The sequence below is a fragment of the Geodermatophilus africanus genome (genome assembly GCF_900107105.1).
Lineage (GTDB): Bacteria > Actinomycetota > Actinomycetes > Mycobacteriales > Geodermatophilaceae > Geodermatophilus > Geodermatophilus africanus.
Genome location: NZ_FNOT01000006.1, coordinates 222,851 through 246,555, shown reverse-complemented (window position 1 = coordinate 246,555; position 23,705 = coordinate 222,851). Strand labels below are relative to the sequence as shown.

Annotated in this window: 25 protein-coding genes; 21 read left to right on the top strand and 4 right to left on the bottom strand. The window is 75.9% G+C overall.

The window, feature by feature from the left end; genetic code table 11:
* Window positions 1-17: 17 nt before the first annotated feature.
* The 11 genes from BLW63_RS13570 to BLW63_RS13520 all read left to right on the top strand — a co-directional run bounded on the left by BLW63_RS13570 (window position 18) and on the right by BLW63_RS13520 (window position 10,607).
* Window positions 18-1,556, top strand: a complete 1,539-nt coding sequence (locus tag BLW63_RS13570; protein WP_091156943.1) for a uroporphyrinogen-III synthase — start codon at window positions 18-20, stop codon at window positions 1,554-1,556.
* Window positions 1,553-2,542 (top strand): porphobilinogen synthase, encoded by a 990-nt coding sequence (gene hemB / locus BLW63_RS13565; RefSeq protein ID WP_091156940.1) that lies wholly within the window; start codon window positions 1,553-1,555, stop codon window positions 2,540-2,542. Before BLW63_RS13570 ends, hemB begins: the two co-directional genes overlap by 4 nt.
* Entirely contained in the window at window positions 2,539-3,042 is a 504-nt protein-coding gene (locus tag BLW63_RS13560) for a hypothetical protein (RefSeq protein WP_091156936.1), read from the top strand. The genes hemB and BLW63_RS13560 overlap by 4 nt, the downstream gene beginning before the upstream one ends.
* Window positions 3,039-4,424 carry a glutamate-1-semialdehyde 2,1-aminomutase gene (gene hemL / locus BLW63_RS13555; RefSeq protein ID WP_091156933.1) on the top strand — a complete coding sequence of 462 codons (1,386 nt, stop codon included), beginning with the start codon at window positions 3,039-3,041 and terminating at the stop codon, window positions 4,422-4,424. The genes BLW63_RS13560 and hemL overlap by 4 nt, the downstream gene beginning before the upstream one ends.
* Window positions 4,424-5,059 (top strand): histidine phosphatase family protein, encoded by a 636-nt coding sequence (locus BLW63_RS13550; protein WP_091156930.1) that lies wholly within the window; start codon window positions 4,424-4,426, stop codon window positions 5,057-5,059. Before hemL ends, BLW63_RS13550 begins: the two co-directional genes overlap by 1 nt.
* Window positions 5,056-5,631, top strand: a complete 576-nt coding sequence (locus BLW63_RS13545) for a TlpA family protein disulfide reductase (protein WP_091156925.1) — start codon at window positions 5,056-5,058, stop codon at window positions 5,629-5,631. The genes BLW63_RS13550 and BLW63_RS13545 overlap by 4 nt, the downstream gene beginning before the upstream one ends.
* Window positions 5,631-6,449, top strand: a complete 819-nt coding sequence (locus BLW63_RS13540) for a cytochrome c biogenesis CcdA family protein (RefSeq protein ID WP_091156921.1) — start codon at window positions 5,631-5,633, stop codon at window positions 6,447-6,449. The genes BLW63_RS13545 and BLW63_RS13540 overlap by 1 nt, the downstream gene beginning before the upstream one ends.
* A 151-nt stretch (window positions 6,450-6,600) precedes the next feature.
* Window positions 6,601-8,277, top strand: coding sequence for a cytochrome c biogenesis protein ResB (resB, locus tag BLW63_RS13535; RefSeq protein ID WP_091156918.1), 1,677 nt, complete (start codon window positions 6,601-6,603; stop codon window positions 8,275-8,277).
* The gene (gene ccsB, locus BLW63_RS13530; protein ID WP_091156914.1) at window positions 8,267-9,202 is read left to right on the top strand and encodes a c-type cytochrome biogenesis protein CcsB; all 936 of its coding nucleotides are present in this window, start codon (window positions 8,267-8,269) and stop codon (window positions 9,200-9,202) included. Before resB ends, ccsB begins: the two co-directional genes overlap by 11 nt.
* Before the next feature lie 452 nt (window positions 9,203-9,654).
* A complete protein-coding gene (locus BLW63_RS13525) occupies window positions 9,655-10,191 on the top strand; it encodes a DUF6653 family protein (protein ID WP_091156910.1) in 537 nt (178 codons plus the stop codon).
* Between the two features lie 179 nt (window positions 10,192-10,370).
* Window positions 10,371-10,607 carry a hypothetical protein gene (locus BLW63_RS13520; RefSeq protein WP_139263538.1) on the top strand — a complete coding sequence of 79 codons (237 nt, stop codon included), beginning with the start codon at window positions 10,371-10,373 and terminating at the stop codon, window positions 10,605-10,607.
* 62 nt (window positions 10,608-10,669) lie between these two features.
* Here BLW63_RS13520 and BLW63_RS13515 read toward each other — a convergent pair whose 3' ends face one another.
* Window positions 10,670-10,876 carry a hypothetical protein gene (locus BLW63_RS13515; RefSeq protein ID WP_091157245.1) on the bottom strand — a complete coding sequence of 69 codons (207 nt, stop codon included), beginning with the start codon at window positions 10,874-10,876 and terminating at the stop codon, window positions 10,670-10,672.
* Between the two features lie 110 nt (window positions 10,877-10,986).
* Between BLW63_RS13515 and BLW63_RS13510 the strand changes: the two genes are divergently transcribed.
* Together BLW63_RS13510 and BLW63_RS13505 are read left to right on the top strand one after the other, a co-directional pair.
* A complete protein-coding gene (locus BLW63_RS13510; RefSeq protein WP_244522553.1) occupies window positions 10,987-11,412 on the top strand; it encodes an Lrp/AsnC family transcriptional regulator in 426 nt (141 codons plus the stop codon).
* Window positions 11,396-11,710, top strand: coding sequence for a DUF4229 domain-containing protein (locus tag BLW63_RS13505; RefSeq protein WP_091156898.1), 315 nt, complete (start codon window positions 11,396-11,398; stop codon window positions 11,708-11,710). Before BLW63_RS13510 ends, BLW63_RS13505 begins: the two co-directional genes overlap by 17 nt.
* A 101-nt stretch (window positions 11,711-11,811) precedes the next feature.
* Here the strand turns inward: BLW63_RS13505 and BLW63_RS13500 are convergent, their stop codons facing one another.
* Both BLW63_RS13500 and menE read right to left on the bottom strand, forming a co-directional pair.
* On the bottom strand, window positions 11,812-12,684 hold the full coding sequence (locus tag BLW63_RS13500) for a 1,4-dihydroxy-2-naphthoate polyprenyltransferase (protein WP_091156895.1): 873 nt from the start codon (window positions 12,682-12,684) through the stop codon (window positions 11,812-11,814).
* A 3-nt stretch (window positions 12,685-12,687) separates the two neighbouring features.
* Window positions 12,688-13,821: an o-succinylbenzoate--CoA ligase gene (gene menE, locus BLW63_RS13495; protein ID WP_091156889.1), complete on the bottom strand. Its 1,134-nt coding sequence runs from the start codon at window positions 13,819-13,821 to the stop codon at window positions 12,688-12,690.
* Between the two features lie 147 nt (window positions 13,822-13,968).
* Here menE and BLW63_RS13490 point away from each other — a divergent pair, with 147 nt between their 5' ends.
* On the top strand, window positions 13,969-14,904 hold the full coding sequence (locus tag BLW63_RS13490) for an o-succinylbenzoate synthase (protein ID WP_091156885.1): 936 nt from the start codon (window positions 13,969-13,971) through the stop codon (window positions 14,902-14,904).
* Window positions 14,901-16,601, top strand: a complete 1,701-nt coding sequence (gene menD, locus BLW63_RS13485) for a 2-succinyl-5-enolpyruvyl-6-hydroxy-3-cyclohexene-1-carboxylic-acid synthase (protein WP_091156881.1) — start codon at window positions 14,901-14,903, stop codon at window positions 16,599-16,601. The genes BLW63_RS13490 and menD overlap by 4 nt, the downstream gene beginning before the upstream one ends.
* Before the next feature lie 458 nt (window positions 16,602-17,059).
* Here the strand turns inward: menD and BLW63_RS13480 are convergent, their stop codons facing one another.
* Entirely contained in the window at window positions 17,060-18,334 is a 1,275-nt protein-coding gene (locus BLW63_RS13480) for an isochorismate synthase (RefSeq protein WP_170856756.1), read from the bottom strand.
* Between the two features lie 35 nt (window positions 18,335-18,369).
* Between BLW63_RS13480 and BLW63_RS13475 the strand changes: the two genes are divergently transcribed.
* The 6 genes from BLW63_RS13475 (at window position 18,370) to BLW63_RS13450 (ending at window position 23,688) form a co-directional block, all read left to right on the top strand.
* Window positions 18,370-19,095, top strand: coding sequence for a demethylmenaquinone methyltransferase (locus BLW63_RS13475; RefSeq protein ID WP_091156877.1), 726 nt, complete (start codon window positions 18,370-18,372; stop codon window positions 19,093-19,095).
* Window positions 19,096-19,266: 171 nt separating this feature from the next.
* Window positions 19,267-20,526 (top strand): geranylgeranyl reductase family protein, encoded by a 1,260-nt coding sequence (locus BLW63_RS13470; RefSeq protein WP_091156875.1) that lies wholly within the window; start codon window positions 19,267-19,269, stop codon window positions 20,524-20,526.
* 46 nt (window positions 20,527-20,572) lie between these two features.
* The gene (locus tag BLW63_RS13465; protein WP_211517108.1) at window positions 20,573-20,935 is read left to right on the top strand and encodes an NADH-quinone oxidoreductase subunit A; all 363 of its coding nucleotides are present in this window, start codon (window positions 20,573-20,575) and stop codon (window positions 20,933-20,935) included.
* Between the two features lie 10 nt (window positions 20,936-20,945).
* Window positions 20,946-21,626, top strand: coding sequence for a NuoB/complex I 20 kDa subunit family protein (locus BLW63_RS13460; protein ID WP_091156866.1), 681 nt, complete (start codon window positions 20,946-20,948; stop codon window positions 21,624-21,626).
* Complete coding sequence (locus BLW63_RS13455) at window positions 21,623-22,360, top strand: NADH-quinone oxidoreductase subunit C (RefSeq protein ID WP_091156862.1); 738 nt, start codon at window positions 21,623-21,625, stop codon at window positions 22,358-22,360. The genes BLW63_RS13460 and BLW63_RS13455 overlap by 4 nt, the downstream gene beginning before the upstream one ends.
* A complete protein-coding gene (locus tag BLW63_RS13450; RefSeq protein ID WP_091156859.1) occupies window positions 22,357-23,688 on the top strand; it encodes an NADH-quinone oxidoreductase subunit D in 1,332 nt (443 codons plus the stop codon). Before BLW63_RS13455 ends, BLW63_RS13450 begins: the two co-directional genes overlap by 4 nt.
* Window positions 23,689-23,705: the final 17 nt, after the last annotated feature.

Genomic DNA, 23,705 nt, shown 5'->3' with positions numbered 1-23,705 from the left:
AGAACCAGGAGCAGGACATGACGCGCAAGAACGGCGCGGCCGGCAGGGTCGTCTTCGTCGGCGCCGGCCCGGGCGACCCCGGGATGCTGACCGCCCGGGCCACCGCGGCGCTCGCCTCGGCCGACACCGTCCTCGTCGACCCCGACGTCCCGCCGGCGATCGCCGAGGCCGTCCGCGCCGACCGGCCGGAGCTGGAGTTCACCCCGGCCACCGGTGAGCCGGCCGAGGTCGCCAAGGCCGCCGTGGCCGCCGCCCGGTCCGGCGGCACCGTCGTCCGGCTGGTCGCCGGCGACCCGTTCACCTCCGACTCGGTGGTCAAGGAGGTGCTGGCCGTCGGCCGCACCGCGGTCGGCTTCGACGTCGTCCCGGGAGTCGCCTTCGCGACCGCCGTGCCCGCCTTCGCCGGTGTCGCCCTCGGGGGCACCTCGCTGTCGGCCGACCTGCGCGGCGGCGAGGCCGACGTGGCGGCGCTCGCCGCCGCGGCGAGGAGCCTGGACGCGCCGCTGGTGCTGCGGGGCAACGCCGAGGACCTCCCCGACGCGGCCGCACGGCTGGTCGAGGGCGGCCTGACCGGCGCCACCCCGGTGGTGGTCACCACCGGCGGCTCGGGCACCGGGCAGAAGAGCGTGGTCGCCAGGCTCGCCGCCGTCGCGGAGAAGACCGCCGGGCTGGACGCGGTCAGCGGACCGGTCGTGGCCACGGTGGGCTCGGCCGTCGACAAGCGCGCCAAACTGTCCTGGTGGGAGAGCCGGCCGCTGTTCGGCTGGCGGGTGCTGGTGCCCCGCACCAAGGACCAGGCCGGCGGGATGAGCGACCGGCTGCGGGCCTACGGCGCCGTCCCGGTCGAGGTCCCGACGATCGCCGTCGAGCCGCCGCGCAGCCCCGCGCAGATGGACCGCGCGATCAAGGGCCTGGTCACCGGCCGCTACGGCTGGATCGTCTTCACCTCCGTCAACGCGGTGAGGGCCGTCCGGGAGAAGTTCGTCGAGCTGGGCCTGGACGCCCGCGCCTTCGCCGGCGTCAAGGTCGCCTGCGTCGGCGAGTCCACCGCCGATGCGGTCCGCGCCTTCGGCATCGTGCCCGAGCTGGTGCCCACCGGGCAGCAGTCCAGCGAGGGCCTGCTGACCGACTTCCCCGAGTACGACGACGTGCTCGACCCGATCGACCGCGTGCTGCTGCCGCGCGCCGACATCGCCACCGAGACCCTCGCCGCGGGCCTCAAGGAGCGCGGCTGGGAGATCGACGACGTCACCGCCTACCGCACCGTCCGGGCCGCCCCGCCGCCCGCCCCGGTCCGCGAGGCGATCAAGGGCGGCGGCTTCGACGCGGTGTGCTTCACCTCGTCGAGCACCGTGCGCAACCTCGTCGGCATCGCCGGCAAGCCGCACGCCAGGACCGTCGTCGCGGTGATCGGTCCGCAGACCGCGGCCACGGCGCAGGAGTTCGGCCTGCGGGTCGACGTCCAGCCCGAGACCGCCGCCGTCGGCCCGCTGGTCGACGCGCTGGCCGAGCACGCCCGGTCGCTCCGCGAGGCGGAGGGCGGCGAGCCGAGGTGATCGGCGGCGCCGGTCCCGGCTTCGCGCGCGGGCGTCGGCTGCGGTCGACGCCCGCGCTGCGGCGGCTCACCGCGCAGACCCGGCTATCCCCGGCCGACCTGGTGCTGCCGGTGTTCGTCAAGGAGGGCATCGACGAGCCGCAGCCGATCAGCTCGATGCCCGGCGTCGTCCAGCACACCCCCGACTCGCTGCGGAAGGCCGCGCACGAGGCGGCCGAGGCCGGCATCGGCGGGCTGATCCTGTTCGGCATCCCGGCGGAGAAGGACGCCGTCGGCTCCCAGGCGGACGCCGCCGACGGGATCGTCAACGTCGCGCTGCAGCAGCTGCGCGCCGACCTCGGCGACGAGCTGGTGCTCATGGCCGACCTGTGCCTGTGCGAGTACACCGACCACGGCCACTGCGGGCTGGTCACCCCGGCCGGCGTCGTTGACAACGACCCGACGCTGGACCGCTACGCCGCCGTCGCGATCGCCCAGGCCCGGGCCGGGGCCCACGTCATCGCGCCCAGCGGGATGATGGACGGCCAGGTCGCGGCGATCCGGCGGGCGCTGGACGGCGCCGCGTTCCAGGAGACGCCGATCCTGGCCTACGCCGCGAAGTACGCCTCGGGCTTCTACGGCCCGTTCCGCGAGGCCGCCGAGGGCGCACCGCAGTTCGGCGACCGCTCGACCTACCAGATGGACCCGCCCAACGCCGACGAGGCGCTGCGCGAGGTCGCGCAGGACCTGGCCGAGGGCGCCGACGCGGTCATGGTCAAGCCCGCGCTGCCCTACCTCGACATCGTGGCCCGGGTGGCCGACGCCGTCGACGTCCCGGTCAGCGCGTACCAGGTCAGCGGCGAGTACGCGATGCTCGAGGCGGCCGCCGCCAACGGCTGGGTGGACCGGCAGCGCGCGGTCCTGGAGACGCTGACGGCCATCCGGCGGGCGGGCGCGGGCACCGTGCTCACCTACTGGGCGGTGGAGGCGGCGCGCTGGCTCCGGTGAGCCCGTACGTCGAGCCCGGGGGCTCCTGGCGGCCGCTCGGGCTGGCCGCCGGGGTCCTCGGGCTCGTCGCCGTCCTGGCCGCCGTCCTGCCCGGCCCCGACCTGCCGCGGCTCGTGTGGGTGCTGGCGGTGGTCGCCGTCCCGGGCGTGGTGGCGGCCGGCGTCGTCTCGGCCCGCCGGGCTTGGACGGTGCGGGTCGACGCCGTCGGCGACGAGCCGGCGCTGTCGGTCGGCCCCGAGCGGGTGCCGCTGGCCGCGGTCGACGCCGCGCACCTGCGCGCGGTCGGCGCCGGGACGGCGGGGGTGGACGCCGGCGCCCCGGTGCTCGGCGGCGGCTGGTCGCTGCCCCGCGGCCGGTCCGGGCTGCCGCTGCGGACCACCGACGGGCGCACCGTGCTGGTGCCCACCCGCGACCCGGTGGCGCTGTCGCGGGCTCTGCTCGCGGCTGTGTCGGACGTCCCCGGCGGCCCGCCGGGGAGGGAGGGGACACTGGAGGCGTGACCTCGCTGGACAGCCGCCCGTACGCCTACGAGGCCCCCGCATCGGCCGACCTGTTCGGCCGCGCGCAGCGGGTCACCCCGGGCGGGGTGAACTCCCCCGTGCGCGCCTTCGGCGCCGTCGGCGGCACCCCGCGCTTCATGGCCCAGGGCCAGGGCGCGTACCTCACCGACGCCGACGGCCGCCGCTACGTCGACCTCGTCGCCTCGTGGGGGCCGCTGATCCTCGGCCACGCCCACCCGGCCGTCGTCGAGGCGGTCACCGCCGCCGCCCGCCGCGGCCTGACCTTCGGCGCCCCGACCGAGGGCGAGGTGGAGCTGGCCGAGGAGATCGTCCGCCGGATGCCGCCGGTGGAGGAGGTGCGGCTGGTCAACTCCGGCACCGAGGCGGTGCTCTCGGCGGTCCGGCTGGCCCGCGGCGTCACCGGACGCCGGGTCGTCGTGAAGTTCGCCGGCTGCTACCACGGCCACGTCGACGCGCTGCTGGCCTCGGCCGGCTCCGGCGTCGCCACCCTCGGCCTGCCCGACACCCCCGGCGTCACGACCGGTGCCGCCGCCGACACCGTCGTCCTGCCCTACAACGACGCGGCCGCGGTCGAGGCCGTCTTCGCCGAGCGGGGCGGCGAGATCGCCGCGGTCATCACCGAGGCCGCGGTCGGCAACATGGGCGTCGTCCCCCCGCTGGACGGCTTCAACCAGGCGCTGCGCCGGGTCACCGCCGCGCACGGCGCGCTGCTGATCGTCGACGAGGTGATGACCGGGTTCCGCGTCTCCCGCTCCGGCTGGTACGGCCTGGACCCGGTGGACGCCGACCTGATGACCTTCGGCAAGGTCATGGGCGGCGGGCTGCCGGCCGCGGCCTTCGGCGGCCGCGCCGACCTCATGGAGCACCTGGCCCCGGCCGGGCCGGTGTACCAGGCGGGCACGCTGTCGGGGAACCCGGTCGCGGTCGCCGCGGGCCTGACCACGCTGCGGCGCTGCACCGACGAGGTCTACGAACGCTGCGACCAGGTCGCGGTCACCCTGCGCGGGGCGGCCAGCGCGGCGCTGTTCGCCGCCGGCGTCCCGCACCGGGTGCAGCAGGCCGGCTCGATGTTCTCGGTCTTCTTCGTGCCCGACGACCGGCAGGTACGCGACTACGACGACGCCCGTTCGCAGGACGCCGCTCGCTACACCGCCTTCTTCCACGCGATGCTCGCCCGCGGGGTGTACCTGCCGCCCTCGGCGTTCGAGTCGTGGTTCGTCAGCGCCGCGCTCGACGACGAGGCCGTCGAGCGGGTGCTGGAGGCCCTCCCGGCGGCCGCCCGCGCCGCGGCGGCCGTCGACCCGTCGTCCGCCCCGCCGGCCGAGGAGCCGGCCGACGCCTCCACCGGGATGAGCACCTGATGGCCGAGACCACCGTCGTCCACCTGCTGCGCCACGGCGAGGTGTTCAACCCCGAGAAGGTGCTCTACGGCCGGCTGCCGGGCTACCGGCTGTCGGAGACCGGCGAGGCGATGGCGCTCGCCGCCGCGGAGTGGCTCAGCGACAAGGGCCTCACCCACGTCGTCTCCAGCCCGCTCGAGCGCGCGCAGCAGACCGCCGCGCCGATCGCCGGCAAGCTCGACCTGCCGATCGAGACCGACGACCGGCTCATCGAGGCCGGCAACGCCTTCGAGGGGCTGCGGGTCGGCGTGGGGGACGGCGCGCTGCGCTCCCCCCAGCACTGGTGGAAGCTGCGCAACCCGATGCGCCCCTCGTGGGGCGAGCCTTACGTCGAGATCGCCGCGCGGATGCTGGCCGCGGTCGAGGCCGCCCGGGACACCGCCCGCGGCGCCGCGGTCGTGTGCGTCAGCCACCAGCTGCCAATCTGGACGCTGCGGCTGCACCTGGAGGGACGCCGCTACGCGCACGACCCCCGCCGCCGGCAGTGCGGCCTGGCCAGCGTGACCTCGCTGACCTACGACGGCGACCACTTCGTGGGGCTGTCCTACGCGGAGCCCGCCGGCGCCACACCCCCCGACGCGGTGCCCGGGGCATGAGACGAGGGCTGCTCGGCGCCCTGGCCGGGGCGCTCCTGCTCACCGGCTGCTCCACCGGCGCCGACGCCGTCGACGTCAACAACGGCGGCGAGTTCCGCTTCGTGCAGGGGACCCCGGCCGGCGAGGTCATCGCCCCTGACGAGCGGGCCGCGGCACCGGAGTTCTCCGGCACCCTGCTCGACGGCGGCGGCTTCGACTCCGGCGAGCTCGACGGCGGGGTCGCCGTCCTCAACTTCTGGGGCTCCTGGTGCGCGCCGTGCCGGGTGGAGTCGCCGGAGTTCCAGGCGGTCTACGCCGAGGTGCGCGACCAGGGCGTGCAGTTCCTCGGCGTCAACGTCAAGGACACCGACCAGCTCGCCCGCGCCTTCGAGGACAGCTTCGGCATCCAGTTCCCCTCGCTGCACGACCCGCGTGGCGAGGTGGCGCTGGCGTTCCGGGACTACCCGGCCAACGCGATCCCGTCGACGATCGTGCTGGACGCGCAGGGGCGGGTGGCCGCCGTCTACACCGGCGCGGTCGCGCAGGAGGACCTGCGCGCGGTGCTCGACCTGCTGATGGCCGAGGAGGGCTGATGGGGGAGACGTTCAGCGGCCTGGTGACCGACGGGCCGCTGCTCGTGGCCGCCGCGGTCGCCGCCCTGGTCGGGCTGGTCAGCTTCGCCTCACCCTGCGTGCTGCCCCTGGTGCCCGGCTACCTCTCCTACGTCACCGGGCTGGTCGGCTCCGGTGCCCCGACGACGGCCCCGGCGGCGACCGTCGCCGGCGGCGCCACGGCGGTGGCGGTCCGCACCGACGAGCGCTCGCCCCGCGGGCGGATGGTGCTCGGCGCCGTCCTGTTCGTGCTCGGTTTCACCGCCGTCTTCGTCACCATCAGCACCGCTGTCGGCGGCCTCGGCCGGCTGCTGCTGCAGTACAACGACGAGATCACCCGCGTGCTCGGCGTCGTCACCGTCCTGGTCGGGCTGGGCTTCCTGGGGTGGCTGCCGCTGCTGCAGCGCACCAGGCGGGTGGCCTTCCGGCCGGCGACCGGGCTGGCCGGGGCCCCGCTGCTCGGCGTGGTGTTCGGGCTGGGCTGGACGCCGTGCCTGGGCCCGACGCTCGCCGCGGTGCAGAACCTCGCCTTCCAGCAGGCCACCGCCGGCCGCGGCGCGCTGCTCGGGCTGGCCTACTGCCTGGGCCTGGGCGTGCCGTTCGTGCTGGTCGCGCTCGGCGCTCGGTGGGCGATGGGCGCCACGTCGTTCCTGCGCCGGCACGCGCGGGCGGTCACCCGGTTCGGCGGCGCCGTCCTCGTGGTCGTCGGCCTGCTGCTGGTCACCGGCGCCTGGACCGAGATGATGCGCTGGCTGCAGGGCTGGCTGGCCGCCAACGGCTTCGCGGAGACGTCACTGTGACCGAGCTGGCGAGGTCACAGCATGGGTGGAGCACCGCCGGGCACGACGCGGACGAGCGTCAGCGAGGGAACGGAGTGACCGAGCTCGCGAGGTCACCGATGGGCACAGCAGCACTGCTGACAGCATCGACGAGCGCCAGCGAGGAGGTGTTGTGAGCACCGTCGCCCCGCCGCGGCCGGCTCCGGCGCCGCCGCCTCCCGCCCGGCCCTCCCTCGGCGCCCGCGCCCTGGCCCTGTGGCTGCGCTGGTGGCGCCGGCTGACCGCCATGCGGACGGCGATCATCCTGCTGTTCCTGCTGGCGCTGGCGGCGATCCCCGGGTCGCTGCTGCCGCAGCGCTCGCTGAACCAGAACGCCGTCCGGCAGTACGTCGCCGACCACCCGACGCTGGCGCCGGTGCTCGACCGGCTCTACGCCTTCGACGTCTTCGGCTCGCCGTGGTTCGCCGCGGTGTACCTGCTGCTGTTCGTCTCGCTCATCGGCTGCGTCGTCCCGCGGCTGGCCGAGCACGTCCGCGCCCTGCGCGCGGCGCCGCCACCGGCGCCGCGCCGGCTCCAGCGGCTGCCCGACTCCGCCGAGCTGGCCACCCCGCTGCCCGGCCCGGCCGCCCTCGACGTGGTCGAGGAGGAGCTGCGGGTGCGCCGCTTCCGCGTCGTCCGCCGCGCCGGGGCTGAGTCGACTCCGCCGGGTCCTGCGGCATCCGGCGACGAGCTCTCGGCCGAGAAGGGCTCCTGGAAGGAGACCGGGAACCTGCTGTTCCACCTCTCGCTGGTGGCGCTGCTGCTCGGCCTGGCCGGCGGCAAGCTGTGGGGCTACGAGGGCAGCATCCTGGTCACCGAGGGGCAGGGCTTCTGCAACTCCTTCCAGCAGTACGACACCCACTCCTCCGGCGCGCTGGTCGACGGGGGGGACCTCACCCCGATCTGCGTCGACCTGGAGGACTTCCGCGCGGAGTACGAGGAGGACCTGACCGCGGCCTCCTACACCGCCGACATCCGCTACGGCGGGCCGGGCGAGGAGGGGCGGCCGACGACGATCGGCGTCAACGACCCCCTGCGGGTGGACGGCGACCGGGTCTACGTGACCGGCCACGGCTACGCGCCGCGGTTCACCGTCACCCTCCCCGACGGGACGGCGTTCACCGACGTCTCGGCGCCGTTCCTGCCCTCGGACCAGGCGACGATGTCCAGCGAGGGCGCGCTCAAGCTGCCCGACCTGGGCGCCGGCGTCGAGGACCAGCTGGCGCTCGAGGGCTTCTTCGCGCCGACCGGGCTCATGCAGGGCGGCGTCCTCACCTCGATCGACCCGCGGCCGCTCAACCCGCAGGTGGCGGTCCTGGCCTACCAGGGCTACCTGGGGCTGGACTCCGGCCTGCCGCAGTCGGTCTACTCGCTGGACCGGAGCCAGATCGAGCGCGGCCGGCTCGCCGAGGTGGGCCGGGCCAACCTGGCGGTCGGGGAGACCCTCACGCTGCCCGACGGGACGGCGGTCACCTTCACGGGCGTCGACCAGTTCGCCGCGCTGCAGTTCTCGCACGACCCCGGGCAGGTGTGGGTGCTCGCCGCGGCGATCGCGCTGCTGGCCGGCCTGCTCGCGCTGCTCCTGCTGCGGCGGGAGCGCGTCTTCGCCCGCGTCGGCGCCGACCCCGACGGCGGCGGTACCGTGCTCTCGGTCGGCTCGTTGACGCGGGGCGGCGGCGAGAGCGCCACGTCCTTCGCCGAGCTGACCGGGCGGCTACGGGCCGCGCTCGACGAGCGGTCCCCGACCCCCTCCGCCCCGCCGTCCGGCGGGGCCGCACCTGATCCGGAGGTCCCCCCGCGTGACCGTTGACCCGTCGCTGGCCGAGCTGTCGGACACGCTGTTCTCGATCGCCGTCGCGCTGTACTCGGTCGCCGTCGTGGCGTTTTCCGCGCAGCTGGCGTTCGGCCGCCGCCCGGCCCGGCAGCCGGTGCCCGCGGGGGCCGGGGCGGGGGCCGAGGCGCCCGCCGCGCCGTCGCGCACCGACCGCTGGGGTCTGGCCGGGCTCGCGGTCACCGCCGTGGGCGCCGTGGTGCACACCGCCGTGCTCGTCACCCGCGGGATGGCCGCCGACCGGCTGCCCTGGGGCAACATGTACGAGTTCGCCACCGCCGTCGTCCTCGTCGCCGTGGTGGTCTACCTGGTGCTGGCCGTCCGCGCGCCGGCCGTCCGGGACATCGGCGCCTTCGTCCTCGCGCCGGTCGTGCTCGCGCTCGTCGCTACCGGGCTGTTCCTCTACACCGAGACCGGGCCGCTGGTCGCCGCGCTGCGGTCGAGCTGGCTGGCCGTGCACGTCTCCACGGCGATCCTCGGCTTCGGCATCTTCTTCGTCAGCGGGATCGCCAGCGTCCTGTACCTGCTGCGGCTGCGCTCCGACGCCCGCGGCGCCGAGGCCGGGGGCTCGTTCCTCTCCCGGCTGCCGAACGCGGTCGCGCTGGACCGGGTCGCCCACCGCACCGCCGTCTTCGGCTTCCCGATCTGGACATTCGCCGTCATCGCCGGCGCCATCTGGGCCGAGAGCGCCTGGGGCCGGTACTGGGGCTGGGACCCCAAGGAGACCTGGGCGTTCATCGCCTGGGTGGTCTACGCCGGCTACCTGCACGCGCGGACGACGGCCGGCTGGCGGGGTCGGCCCGCGGCGTGGGTCAATGTCGTCGGCCTGGCCGTCATGGTGTTCAACCTGCTGTACGTGAACATGGTGTCGATCGGCCTGCACAGCTACGGCGGGCTGGACTGACGAAGGACCACCCTTCCCCCACCGTGGAAGGACCCCGTCCTCCTCATCCCTCGCAGGCTCGGGACGAGCCTCTGGACAGGGCCGGCGGCGGGCCCCTGAGGGGTGGCCGTTCCAGCACGTCACCAGGCTGAGGCCCGGGACGGGGTGGATGGCCTTCCGGACGGAGTGCCACGGGCACACGCTCCGCGCCTCCGGGCCCCCGCCGGGGGTTCCCCGCCCGGCGGCACCGGCGGAACATCTCCTCCGCGCGACACCCCACCGGCTCGTACGTGCGCGTCCGCCGACGAGGCACGGCACCGGAAGCCGGGTGCTCGATGGAGGAAGGCAGCGCCATGGCCAGGACGAGCAGGCACAGCGGCACGACGTCGGGTAGTGCTCCCGGGGCCCCGCCTCCTCGAGGTCCGGTGGCCGGCCGGCCGGGGAGCGGTGCCACGTCAGGGGACGGAGCGGCCGTGACCAGCCCGTCGCCCGACGCCGTCACCAGCGACGCCCGGCTGGCGAGGCTGTTCGGTCTGCGCGACGACGCCTGGCTGCGGCACGCCAACCCGGTGAGCGTCTGGGTCCGGTTCGCCGTCCTGCCGCTGATCCTCCTGTCGGTCTGGAGCCGGCGGTGGATCGGTCGGCGGTCGCTGCTGGCCCTCGGCGCGTCGCTGGTCTTCACGGTGGTCGAGCCGCTGCTGTTCCCCCCGCCGCAGTCGACCCGGAACTGGGCGTCGAGAGCCGTGTTCGGTGAGCGCATCTGGACCGACCGAAACGCGGTCGACCTCCCGGAGCAGTTCCGGTCGACCGCCGTCCCGAACACCACCTACGCGTTCCAGTTCGCCGGGCTGGCCGCCATGGCCCGCGGCCTGGCCGTGTTCGACCTGAGGTCCGTCCTCGGGGGCCTCCTGCTCGTGCAGTGCGCCAAGGCCTGGTTCCTCGACCGGATGGTGCTGCTCTTCCGGACGATGGCCGAGCGGGACCCGCAGTACGCCTCCTGGGAGTACTGATCCAGGTATCCGCGGGGCCAGGGGTCCTGCGCCCGTCCCGTTCGTCACACGAGGTGACACGGGTCTCCCGTACGGGCGGCGTGTCGGTGACACGCCGGACGCGGCGTGCTTCCATGCCCCCATGTCGCGCCGGAGGGGGACGCCCCGTGGGTAGGCACTCTGCTTCCGAGGGGGCCGCGGTGGACCCCGTGGTGGCCGCCGCGCTCGCGCAGCGGCCCGTGGACGCGCCGGCCGGCCGGCACGGCGACCTGCGCGCCGAGGGGACCGAGAGCGGCCTGGGCTGGCCGGGGACGTCGACGACGCGCGAGGGCCTGGGCTGGCCCGGCGGGATGAGCGACAGGGTGGCCGCGGTCGCGCCGGCCGCCGAGCCGCCGAAGCGCCGCCGCGGCTGGCGGCGCCTCTTCCGCGCCGCCTAGGGCTTTCTCACCGGCCCCTCCAGGGCGTCCCCGAGCGTGCGAGGGGACCCGGGAGGGGTCCTTCAGGCGGGGGAGCCGTCGTCGCGGCGGGTGCGGCGCTCGAGCTCGCGCAGGAACTCCGGGTCGTCGTCGGGCGCGATCGGGCGGACGGCGCGCGGCGGCCGGGGCCGCTTCGGCGCACGCACCCCGCCGGTGCCGCCCTTCTCCGCCGCCCGCAGCACCAGGACCACGACGACGACCGCCACCACCAGCACCACCACGAAGGCCATCGCGGCCACCCCCTCGATCCAGCCCGAGTGTCCTCCACAGTACGTCCGCGGGCGATACTCGACCGCGCACACGGTGAGAGGAGTGCGCCATCGACGCCGTCGACCAGGAGTTGATCGACCTGCTGCGTGCCAACGGGCGGGCGAGCTACGCCGAACTGGCCCGGCGCGTGGGCCTCTCCTCGCCCGCGGTGCACGAGCGGGTCGGCAAGCTGGAGGCCGCCGGGGTCATCACCGCCTACCGGGCGATCGTGGACCCCGCAGCGGTGGGCCTGGGGGTCACCGCGCTGGTGGGCGTCATCGAGAGCGACTCGGTCGACGAGACCGGCATCGAGGAGGCGCTGGCCGCGATGCCCGAGGTCGAGGACTGCTGGCGGGTCGCCGGCAGCGAGGCTTACGTGCTCAAGGTCCGCGTGACCGACATCCCGGCACTGGAGACCACCATCAGCGCGTTGAACCGGGTCAGAGGCGTCGCCCGCACGCGGACGACGGTCGTGTTGAGCACCAAGTGGGAGGGCCGTCATGGCGGAGAGGGCTGAGCCGGCGGTGCCGGGCGCGCCGACCGGTGGTCCGGCGGCGCCGCCGCGGATCGCACCCTGGCTGTTCGTGTACACGGTGGGGCGGCTGGCCATCGCGGCCGCGCTGGTCCTGTTGCTGTGGGTGCTCGGGCTGGACTTCTGGTCCGGCGCGCTGTTCGGCCTGCTGCTGTCGATGCCGGTCTCGTACCTGCTGCTGCGGCCCTCCCGCGAGCGGCTCACCGAGGGGCTGGCCGCGCGCAGCGTCGCCCGCCAGCAGGCGAAGGCCGCGCGGGAGGCCCGCCTCACCGGCGAGGGCTGAGCGGCCCCCGGCTTCCTCGGCGTCCTCGCCGTTTGTGCACGCACGGTGGTCTCGGAGCCTCCTGAGACCACCATGCGTGCACACCGCGGGCGGTCGGCGCCTCAACCGCTCAGCGCGAGCCCGGCGCCGAGCAGCACGCCGGTGACCAGGGTCAGCAGGCCGGTGCCCTGCAGCGCGGCGATCAGCGCCGGCCCACGCCCGCCGGAGAGCACGGTGCGCACCGGCGGCACGGCCAGCGGGACGGCGAGCAGCCCCAGCAGCGCCCACGGCCGGGTCACCCCGATGGCGACGACGACCGCGAACGCCACCGCGGGCAGCAGCGCGAACGCCACCCGGGTGCCGCGGTCGCCGAGCAGCACGGCCAGCGTGCGCTTGCCGACCGCGGCGTCGCCCTCGATGTCGCGCAGGTTGTTCACCACCAGCAGCGCCACCGACAGCAGGCCGATCGGCACCGAGGCGGCCACGGCCAGCCCGTCGACCGCGCCGGTTTGCACGAACGTCGTCCCCACGACGGCGACCAGGCCGAAGAACACGAAGACGAAGACCTCGCCCAGCGCCCGGTAGCCGTAGGGGAGCGGGCCGCCGGTGTACGTCCAGGCCGCCGCGATGCAGGCCGCGCCGACGGCGACCAGCCACCAGCTCGACAGCGCGGCCAGCGCCAGCCCGGCGAGCGCGGCGACGGCGAAGGAGGCCAGCGCCGCGCCCAGCACCTGCCGCGGGGTCGCCGCGCCGGAGCCGACCAGCCGCATCGGGCCCACCCGGACCGCGTCGCTGCCGCGCACCCCGTCGGAGTAGTCGTTGGCGTAGTTGACCGCCACCTGCAGCGCGAGCGCGACCAGCAGGGCCAGCAGCGCGGTCAGCGGCCGGAACCCGCCGAGGGCCGCGGCGGCGCCGGTGCCCACGAGCACCGGGGCGAGAGCGGCGGGCAGCGTGCGGGGCCGGGCGCCGGCCAGCCACTGCACGGGGGTGGCCACGGGTCAGGACCTCCGGTGGGTCACGACGGCAGCGACACCGCGGCGGTCCGGCTTGCCGGTGTGCAGGGTCGGGACGGCGTCGACCCGGTGCAGCTCGCGCGGCGCGGCGGGCCCGCCCAGCCGTTCGGCCACCCACGGGCGCAGCGTCGCGAGGTCGGGCTCCGCGCCGGGCATCGGGACGACGGCGGCGACCACCCGCTGGCCCCACTCGTCGTCCGGCCGGCCGAAGACGACGGCGTCCACGACGTCCGGGTGCTGCCGCAGCACGGCCTCCACCGCCTGCGGCGCGACGTTGACCCCGCCGGTGACGACGACGTCGTCCAGCCGGCCGTGCACGGTCAGCCGGCCGGCCTCGTCGAGGACGCCGGCGTCGCGGGTCCGGAACCAGCCGTCGACGAAGGCCGCGACCGTGCCCTCGGGATCGAGCCGGTAGCCGGTCGCCAGCACCGGCCCGGCGAGCTCGATCCCGCCGTCGGTCACCCGCACCCGCACGCCCTCCAGCGGCTCGCCGTCGTACACGCAGCCGCCGGCGGTCTCGGTCATCCCGTACGTGGTCACGACGGCGACGCGCTCCTCGCGGGCACGGGCGAGCAGGCCGGGGTCGGTGGCCGCGCCGCCGACCAGCACCGCGTCCAACGCCCGCAGCGCGGCCGGCTCGGCGTCCAGGTGCCGCCGCAGCTGGGTGGGCACCAGCGCGGTGTAGCGCCGGCCCGCAGGCATGCGGGCGACGGCGGCCGCCAGCGACTCCCCGGGGGCCGGCGCGGTCGGGTCGGTGCCGCCGACGATCGAGCGGCACAGCACCTGGAGGCCGGCGACGGCCGAGACGGGCAGCGCGAGCAGCCAGGCGCCGGGTCCGCCGAGCCGGCGCAGCGTGGCCTCGGCCGAGGCGCGCACCGCACCGGCCGACAGCAGCACGCCGCGGCCGCCGCCGGTCGAGCCGGAGGTGACGACGACGAGGTCGGCGCCGTCCTCCAGCGGCTGCTCGGGCCGCAGCACCGCCGCGGCAGCCTCGACGGCGGCCGGGGGACCCGCGGGCAGCACCGCGAACGGCGCCGCGCCGTCGAGGGCGGCGCGCAGCTGCGGCAGGAGCGCGAGGGGGTCGGCCGGCGCGGGCACGGCGGTCAGGTGCCTGGCCACGAGGCCACACGGTACTTCGGCCCCCTGCAGGGACCTGCCGCGAGCACTGACAACCCGCTTGCAGGGTCCCGCCGCGAGCCTGCGAGTGGCGGGGGGCAAGGGGGTCCTTCAAGGGGGGCAGGGGGTCCTTCTCCTAGGCTTGCTGCCGTGATCGACACCGACGACGTGCGGGTCTGGTCGGTGCCGATGCGGACCCGTTTCCGCGGCATCGACGTCCGCGACGGCGTGCTGGTGCGCGGCCCGGCCGGGTGGGGCGAGTTCTCCCCGTTCTGGGACCACGACCTCCCGCACAGCCGCCGCTGGTGGGCGGCTGCGGTCGAGGCCGCCCGCGACGGCTGGCCGACACCGGTGCGCGACGCCGTGCCGGTCAACGTGACCGTCCCCGCGGTCGGCCCCGAGCGGGCGCACACGATCGTGGCCGCCTCGGGCTGCCGGACGGCGAAGGTGAAGGTCGCCGAGCCCGGCCAGACCCCCGCCGACGACCTCGCTCGCGTCGAGGCGGTGCGCGACGCCCTCGGCCCGGACGGCGCGATCCGCGTCGACGCCAACGCCGCCTGGGACGTCGACACCGCCACCACGCGTATCCGCGAGCTCGACCGGGTGGGCCTGGAGTACGTCGAGCAGCCGTGCGCGTCTCTCGCGGAGCTCACCGCACTGCGCCGGCGGGTCGACGTGCGGATCGCCGCGGACGAGGTCGTCCGGCGGGCGGCCGACCCGCTGCGCGTCGACCTGCGGGACGCCGCCGACGTCGTCGTCCTCAAGGTGCAGCCGCTCGGCGGGGTCCGGGCGGCGCTCGAGGTGGCAGGGGCGCACTGCCTGCCGTGCGTCGTCTCCTCGGCGCTGGAGTCCTCGGTCGGCATCGCCGCCGGGGTGGCGCTGGCCGCCGCGCTGCCCGAGCTGCCGTTCGCCTGCGGGCTGGCCACCGTGGCACTCCTCGGCGGGGACGTCACCAGCGACCCGCTGCTCCCGGTCGACGGCGCGCTGCGGGTGCGCACGGTGACGCCCGACCGGCTGGCCGACGTCGCCGCGGACCCCGAGGTCGAGGCGCGCTGGCGGGCCCGGCTGGACGCGGTGCGCGGGTGAACCCCTCGACCGCCCTCGCCCGGGTGCTCGTCGACGAGCTGGTCCGCGGCGGGGTCACCCACGCCGTGGTGGCGCCCGGCTCCCGCTCGGCGCCGGTCGCGCTGGCCCTCGCCGACGCCGAGCGCGACGGCCGGCTGACGCTGCACGTGCGCATCGACGAGCGGACCGCGGCCTTCCTCGCCCTCGGCCTGGCCAAGGCGTCCGGGCGGCCGGTGCCGGTGCTGACCACGTCCGGGACGGCGACCGCGCACCTGCACGCCGCCGTCCTCGAGGCCGACGCCGCCGGGGTGCCGTTGCTCGCGCTGACCGCCGACCGGCCGCCGGAGCTGCGCGACACCGGCGCCAACCAGACCATCGCCCAGCCCGGGCTCTACGGCGGCGCGGTGCGGGCGGCGGTCGACGTCGGCGTGCCCGAGGCCGGCCGAGACGAGGCGCAGAACCGGTACTGGCGCTCGCTGGTGGCCAAGGCGCTGCTCACCGCCTGCGGCGCGCTCTCCGGCGACCCGGGCCCGGTGCACCTCAACCTGCCGTTCCGCGAGCCGCTGCTGCCCGAGGACGCCGACGTGCGGACGGTCGGCCCCTGGGCCGGACGGCCGGGCGGCGCCCCGTGGACGTCCGGCTCGGTGCCCGCCCCGGCCCGGCCCGCCGACGCCGGCCCCGCCCGCACCCTCGTCGTCGTCGGCGACGGGCCTCCCGCCCTGGGCCGGGCCGCCGCCGAGCTGGCCGCGGGGCAGGGCTGGCCGGTGGTCGCCGAGCCGCCCAGCGGCGCCTGGGCGGGCTCCGTGCGCGGCGGCGCGCTGCTGCTCGGGGTGCCCGGCTGGCTGGCCGCGCACCGGCCCGACCGGGTGCTGGTGGTGGGCCGGCCGACGCTGTCGCGGCCGGTGTCGAGGCTGCTGGCCGACCCCGCCGTCCGGGTGGAGACGGTCGCCGCCGCTCCGCGCTGGCCCGACGCCGGCCGGTCGACGACGTGGGTGGGGGCGCTGCCGTCGCCCGGCGCCCCGGCCGACCCGGCCTGGCGGGCGGCCTGGTGCCACGCCGCGGCCCGGGTGGGTACGGCGGTCGACGGCGTCCTCGACGCGCTGCCCGCGCTGACCGCGGGGGTGCTCGCGCGCGACCTGGTCGTCGCCCTGCCCGACGGGGCGCTGCTGGTGCTCGGCTCGTCGACCCCCGTGCGCGACGTCGACCGGCTGGCCGTCCCGCGGGCGGGGCTCACCGTGCTGGCCAACCGCGGCGTCGCCGGCATCGACGGCACGGTGTCCACGGCGGTCGGCGCGGCCCTCGTCCACTCCCCCGGCGATCTCCACGGAAATCGCCGGGGGTTCGCGCTGCTCGGCGACCTCACGTTCCTGCACGACCTGCAGGGCCTCCTGGTGGGCGAGGGGGAGCCGCGGCCGGACCTCACCCTCGTCGTCCCGGACAACGACGGCGGCGGGATCTTCGCCCAGCTCGAGCCCGGGCAGCCGCGGTACGAGTCCGGCTACCGGCGGGTGTTCGGCACGCCGCACGGCCGGGACCTGGTCGCCGTGGCCGAGTCGCTGGGCTGGCCGGCGGAGCGAGTGACGTCGCCGGCCGGGCTGCGGGACGCCCTGGGCGCCGGTGGGCCCCGGGTGGTCGTCGTCGGCACGGACCAGCGCGCCGAGGCCGAGCTCGCCGTCCACCTGAGGTCGGCCGCCACCGCGGCCCTCGACGCCGGGTGACCGGTGGATGCGCGGCTCCGGTGCCGGACAGGGGCGACGACGAGCCACGGCGCGCCGACCGCTCAGCCCGGGCGGCGTCGCCGACGACCTGACGCGGACCGGCTCGGTGCCCGGGACCGGTTGACCCGGTGGTCATCGGGGCAGAGGGACACCACGGTCGGTGGGGTGGCCGGCCACCCCACCGTCCCAGGCCCGGTGGTCGAGACCACCTGCTGCCGGGCCGCCCCCACAGCCCATCGACCAGTACGCCAGGTGGGAGCGGTGCAGCCATCCGTCGACCCAGGCGGCGTCCGGCTCCGGCGGCACGGCGGGGCTCCTGCAGGGCGACCAGCCCGTCGTGAGCAGCTCGACGCCCTGGCGCCCCAGCCGGACCGGTCGGCCAGCCCGCCCCGGCGGTCCCAGGCGGTGTGCCGCTGGAACGGCACCCTGGCACCCGCCGCCGCGCGCGGGTTCCCGGGTCAGCTCTCCAGCGCGGCCTGGACGGCGGCGAACTTCGCCTGCGTCTCGGCGAGCTCCGCGGCCGGGTCGGAGCCGGCGACGATGCCGCAGCCGGCGAACAGCCGCGCGGAGGCCGGGTCCCGGTCGGAGAGCTCGGCGCACCGCAGTGCCAGGCCGAACTCGCCGTCCCCGCGGGCGTCGATCCAGCCCACCGGGCCGGCGTAGCGGCCGCGGTCCATGCCCTCCAGCTCGCCGATCAGCGCGGCCGCGGCGCCGGTCGGGGTGCCGCACACGGCCGCCGTCGGGTGCACCGCCCCGACCAGCTCGAGCAGCCCGGCCCGACCGCGGGCGCCGGTGCGCCGCTGGACGCCGGTGACGTCGGTGGCCAGGTGGCGCACGTTGGCCAGCGTCAGCAGCCCGGGCTCCTCCGGCGCGGTGAGCGTCGTGCAGTACGGCTCCAGCGCCCGGACCAGGGACTCGACGGCCAGCGCGTGCTCGGCGCGGTCCTTGGCCGAGGCGAGCAGGTCCGCGGCGAGCCGCTCGTCGTCGGCGCCCGCGCCGCGCGGTGCGGTGCCGGCCAGCACGCGGGAGGACAGCTCGCGGCCGGTCCGGCGCAGCAGCAGCTCCGGCGTCGCTCCGAGCAGGCCGTCCACGGCGAAGGTCCAGCAGTCGGGGAAGCGGGCGGCCAGCCTCGCCAGCAGGGCGCGGGCGTCGAGCGGTGCGTCGGCCGTGACCAGCAGGTCGCGGGCCAGCACCACCTTGGCCAGCTCGCCGGCGTCGATCCGCGCCACCGCGGTGGCCACCGTCGTGCACCACGACGCGGGGTCAAGGGCGCCGTCGGCGTAGCGCAGCCGGCCGACCGGCGACGGGATGGGCGCGGGCGCGGTGGCCAGCACGTCGGCGGGGTCGACGTCCCCGGTGGTGGTCACCCAGGCGGCGCCGTCGCGCCGGCCCACGACGACCTGGGGGACGACGAACACCGACGTCCCGACGGCCGGGTCGAAGGCGATGCTGGCGAACACGACCGGCCCGGAGCCGGGGACCTCCGCCCGGTCGTCGACGTCGAGGCCGGCACTGAGGGTCGCCCACCACTCGGCCGCCTCGGCCAGGGCCCGCGGGCCCGTGACCTCGAGCCGGGCGGCCTCGCCCCAGCCGACCAGGCCCTCGCCGCGGCGCACCCAGGACACTGCGCCGGCGCCCGGCAGCAGGTCCAGCAGGGTGGGGATCTCGACCAGCGGGGTCGTGGTGACGACGGCCGTGACCGCATCCGGGGTGGTCACGGCTGCCACGGTCACGGTCCCAGCGTAGGCAGCCGGTAGCGTCGCCCGTCGTGGCAGACCGGCGAGACAGCGCACACACCGCGGGGGTCCGGGCCGGTCTGGACAAGCGGCCGGCCGACGTCGCGGCCATGTTCGACCGGGTGGCGGCGCGCTACGACGTCACCAACACGGTGCTCTCCGGCGGGCTGGACGCCTCGTGGCGCCGGGCCACCCGCGAGGCCCTGGGTGCCCGCCCCGGGCAGACCGTGCTCGACGTCGCCGCCGGGACGGCGGTGTCGACGGTGGAGCTGGCCGCCGGTGGGGTGCGCGCGATCGCCTGCGACTTCTCCCGGGGCATGCTGCGGGCGGGCGCGGCCCGGCCGGTGCCCAAGGTGGCCGGCGACGCGATGGCGCTCCCGCTGGCCGACGCGAGCGTCGACGGCGTGGTCATCTCCTTCGGCCTGCGCAACGTCGCCGACCCCGACGCCGCGCTGCGCGAGTTCTCCCGGGTCACCCGCCCCGGCGGCACGCTGGTCGTCTGCGAGTTCTCCAGCCCCACCTGGGCGCCGTTCCGCACCGTCTACACCGAGTACCTGATGCGGGCGCTGCCGCGGATCGCGCGGGCGGTGAGCAGCAACCCCGACGCCTACGTCTACCTGGCCGAGTCGATCCGGGCCTGGCCGGACCAGGCGGCGCTCGCCGCGCGAGTGCGGTCCGCGGGCTGGGCCGACGTGGCCTGGCGCGACCTCACCGGCGGCATCGTGGCGCTGCACCGCGGCCGCAAGCCGCTCCCTTGAGCCGGCCCGGAGTGCCGCCGACGCGGGTGTGACGCGGCGAGACACAAACGTGACGCGGTCGTTCTGGGCAGCCACTTGTCACCGAGCTCACACCCCGGCCTAGAGTAGGGACCGGGCGACTTTGTGAAGCAATTCACAAAGTCGCCGGGGACGCGAACGGAGGGGACCGAGGTGGACGACGGCGACCGGTGGGCCGACGTGCTCGTCGTCGGCGCCGGGCCGGCGGGCTCCTCCGCGGCGTGGCACCTGGCCCGCGCCGGCCTCGACGTGGCGGTCCTGGAGAAGTCCCGGCTGCCCCGCGAGAAGGTGTGCGGCGACGGGCTGACGCCCCGCGGCGTCAAGGCCCTCGACGACATGGGCGTCGACACCACGGGCTGGGTCCGTCACCGGGGGCTGCGGGTCACCGGCGGCGGCCAGGTGGTCGAGGTCGACTGGCCGGCCCTGCAGCGCTGGCCGTCCTACGGCCTCATCCGCGGTCGCCGCGACCTCGATGCGGGCCTGGCCGCGCACGCGGTCGCGGCCGGTGCCCGGCTGCGGCAGGAGGTCACCGTCACCGGCCCGCTGCTCGACGACGCCGGCCGCGTCGCGGGGGTGCACGCCGAGGAGGGCCCGGACCGCACGCCGGCCACCTGGCGGGCGTCGCTGGTCGTCTCCGCCGAGGGCCTCTCCGGCCGGCTGGCCAAGGCGCTGGGCCTGCTGCGGCGCGAGGACCGGCCGCTCGGCGTCGCCGTCCGCCGGTACGTGTCCTCCCCGCGCACGGACGACGAGTACCTCGACATCTCCTTCGACCTCGCGCCCGGCGGCCCGAGCGCGGACTCGATGCCCGGGTACGGCTGGGCCTTCGGCATGGGCGACGGCACCAGCAACGTCGGCTTCGGCCTGCTCGACACCCGCCGCGGCACCGGCGCGGAGCCGAGGGCGGTGCTGCGCCGGTGGCTGGCCACGCTGCCGCCGGAGTGGCAGCTCGGCGAGGAGCACGCCGTCACCCCGCTGCGCGGCGCCGGCCTGCCGATGGCCCTGCACCGCGGGCCGGCCTACACCCGCGGGCTGCTCCTGGCCGGGGACGCCGCCGGCACGGTCAACCCGTTCAACGGCGAGGGCATCAGCTACGCGCTGGAGACCGGGCGGATGGCCGCGGAGACCGCCGTCGAGGGCCTGACCGCGCCGGAGGGCCCGGCCCGCGAGGCCGTGCTGCGCCGGTACCCCGAGCGGCTGCGCGCGGAGTACGGGCGCCACCACCGGCTCGGCACGGGCTTCCTCGCGCTGCTGGCCCGGCCGGACCTGGTCCGCTTCGCGACCGCCCACGGGCTCAAGCGGCCGGGGCTGGTGACCCGGGCGCTGCGGCTGATGGGCAACCTCTCCGACGGCCGGGACGGCGACCGTTTCGACCGCGCCGTCGCCGTCCTCACCCGACTGGCCCCGGCGGTCTGACGTGACCGCTCCCGATCCGACCCGCGACGACGAGGGGTAGACGCTGGTGCTCTCGCAGTACGTCCCGATCGTCGGCCTGTTCGCGCTGGCCGCGGCCTTCGCGCTGTTCTCGGTGACGGTCGCCCCGTTCGTGGGCCCCCACCGGCACAACCGGGCCAAGCTGGCCGCCTACGAGTGCGGCATCGAGCCGGTGGACCAGCCGCTGACCGGCGGCCGGTTCCCGATCAAGTACTACCTGACGGCGATGATCTTCATCGTCTTCGACATCGAGATCGTCTTCCTCTACCCGTGGGCCGTCGCCAACGACGCGCTCGGCGTCTTCGGGCTGGTCGAGATGGTCGTCTTCATCGGCACCGTGTTCATCGCCTACGTGTACGTGTGGCGACGCGGCGGCCTGGACTGGGACTGAGAGGCCGGCGATGGGACTCGAGGAGAAGCTGCCGAGCGGCGTCCTGCTGACCACGGTGGAGAAGCTGGTCAACTGGACCCGCAAGTCGTCGCTGTGGCCGGCCACCTTCGGGCTGGCCTGCTGCGCGATCGAGATGATGGCCACCGGCGCGGGCCGCTACGACCTGGCCCGCTTCGGCATGGAGGTCTTCCGGGCCTCGCCGCGGCAGGCCGACCTGATGATCGTGGCCGGCCGGGTCAGCCAGAAGATGGCGCCGGTGCTGCGCCAGATCTACGACCAGATGCCCGAGCCGCGCTGGGTGCTGGCGATGGGCGTGTGCGCCAGCTCCGGCGGGATGTTCAACAACTACGCGATCGTGCAGGGCGTCGACCACGTCGTCCCCGTCGACATGTACCTGCCCGGCTGCCCGCCGCGGCCGGAGATGCTCACCGACGCGATCCTCAAGCTGCACCACAAGATCATGAACGAGCCGCTCGGGCCCCGACGGGCCCGGGAGCTCGAGCAGGCCCGGGCCGAGGGCCGGGCGGAGGAGCTGTACGTCGAGATGCCGTCGACGGTGCGCGTGGACAAGGAGAAGCGCGCGGCCTACGAGCGGGCCGCCGCCGAGCGGCGCACCGGCCAGTTCGCCATCGAGCAGCGCGGCGGCGACGCCGTCCTGCTGCCGGAGCCGTACGTGCGGGGGAACCGGTGACCGGCCCCGGGGACCGCAGCGGCACGGACGCCGGCCAAGGGGCGGCCGCGCCCTCGGGCGGGTTCCGCAAGGGCGCGTTCGGGGTCAGCGGCAGCGGCGACACCTCCGGCTTCGGCGGGCTGGTCCGCGTCGAGCCCGGCGGCGCGGTCGCCCTGCACTCCACCGACCGCCCCTACGGCGGGTACTTCGACGAGGTCACCGACGCGCTCATCGAGGCGGTCGGGCAGGCCACCTACGACGCCGCGGTGCAGCGGGTGCTGGTCGACCGCGGCGAGATCACCTACTTCGTCGCCCGCGAGCACCTGTCGACAGTCGTGCAGGCGCTGCGCGACGACGAGGCGCTGCGCTTCGAGCTGTGCAGCAGCGTCTCCGGCGTCGACTACGAGGGCAGCGGCGGCCCCGCGACCACCCCCGGCCGGCCGCGGCTGCACGTCGTCTACCACCTGACCTCGATGACCTACCGGCGACGGATCCGGCTGGAGGTCGCGGTCACCGTCGAGGACCCGCACGTCCCCTCGGTCACGTCGGTCTACCCGACGGCGGACTGGCACGAGCGGGAGACCTGGGACATGTTCGGCGTCGTCTTCGACGGCCACCCGGCGCTGACCCGGATCCTCATGCCCGACGACTGGGACGGCCACCCCCAGCGCAAGGACTACCCGCTCGGCGGCGTCCCCGTGGAGTACCACGACGCCACGATCCCGCCCCCCGACACCCGGCGGAGCTACCGATGAGCACCACCTACGACCCCGCGGACCCGTACGCCGGCTCCCGGGAGACCACCGAGGGCCGCGTCTACACCGTCACCGGCGGCGACTGGGACCAGACCCTGGGCACCGAGGCCTACGGTGAGGAACGCCTCGTCGTGAACATGGGGCCGCAGCACCCCTCCACCCACGGCGTGCTGCGGCTGGTGCTCGACCTCGAGGGCGAGACGGTCACCAAGGCGCGGGTGGTGATCGGCTACCTGCACACCGGCATCGAGAAGAACACCGAGTACCGGACCTGGACGCAGGGGACGACCTTCGTCACGCGGATGGACTACCTGGCCCCGCTCTACAACGAGGCCGGCTACTGCCTCGCCGTCGAGAAGCTGCTCGGCGTGCAGGCGCCGCCGCGCGCCCAGACGATCCGGGTGCTGGTCATGGAGCTCAACCGGATCGCCTCGCACCTGGTCGCGCTGGCCACCTTCGGCATGGAGATGGGCGCCCTCACCGGCATGACGAACGGCTTCCGCGAGCGCGAGCTGGTCCTCGACCTGCTCGAGGAGATCACCGGCCTGCGGATGAACCACGCCTACATCCGCCCCGGCGGCCTGGCGCAGGACCTCCCGCCCGGCGCGGTCGAGCACATCCGCGAGTTCCTCGAGGCCATGCCGGCCCGGGTGGCCGACTTCCACAAGCTGCTCACCGGCCAGCCGATCTGGCAGGCCCGGCTCAAGGACGCCGGCTACCTCGACGTCACCGGTTGCGTGGCGCTGGGCATCACCGGGCCGGTGCTGCGCGCGGCCGGGCTGCCGTGGGACCTGCGCAAGGTCGAGCCCTACCTGGGCTACGAGACCTACGACTTCGAGGTGCCGACCGCCGACACCTGCGACGCCTGGGGGCGCTACCTGGTCCGCATGGCCGAGGTGAACGAGTCGCTGAAGATCATCGAGCAGGCGCTGGACCGGCTGGAGCCGGGGCCGGTCATGGTCGAGGACAAGAAGATCGCCTGGCCGGCGCAGCTCTCGCTCGGGCCCGACGGCATGGGCAACTCCCTCGAGCACGTCAAGCACATCATGGGGCAGTCGATGGAGGCCCTGATCCACCACTTCAAGCTGGTCACCGAGGGCTTCCGGGTGCCGGCCGGCCAGGTGTACGTGCCCATCGAGTCGCCCCGCGGCGAGCTGGGCTACCACGTGGTCAGCGACGGCGGCACCAGACCGTGGCGGGTGCACGTGCGCGACCCCAGCTTCGTCAACCTGCAGGCGACCGCCGCGATGAGCGAGGGCGGCATGATCGCCGACGTCATCGCGGCCATCGCCTCGCTCGACCCGGTGATGGGCGGGTGTGACCGATGAGCGAGCTCGCGAGCTCA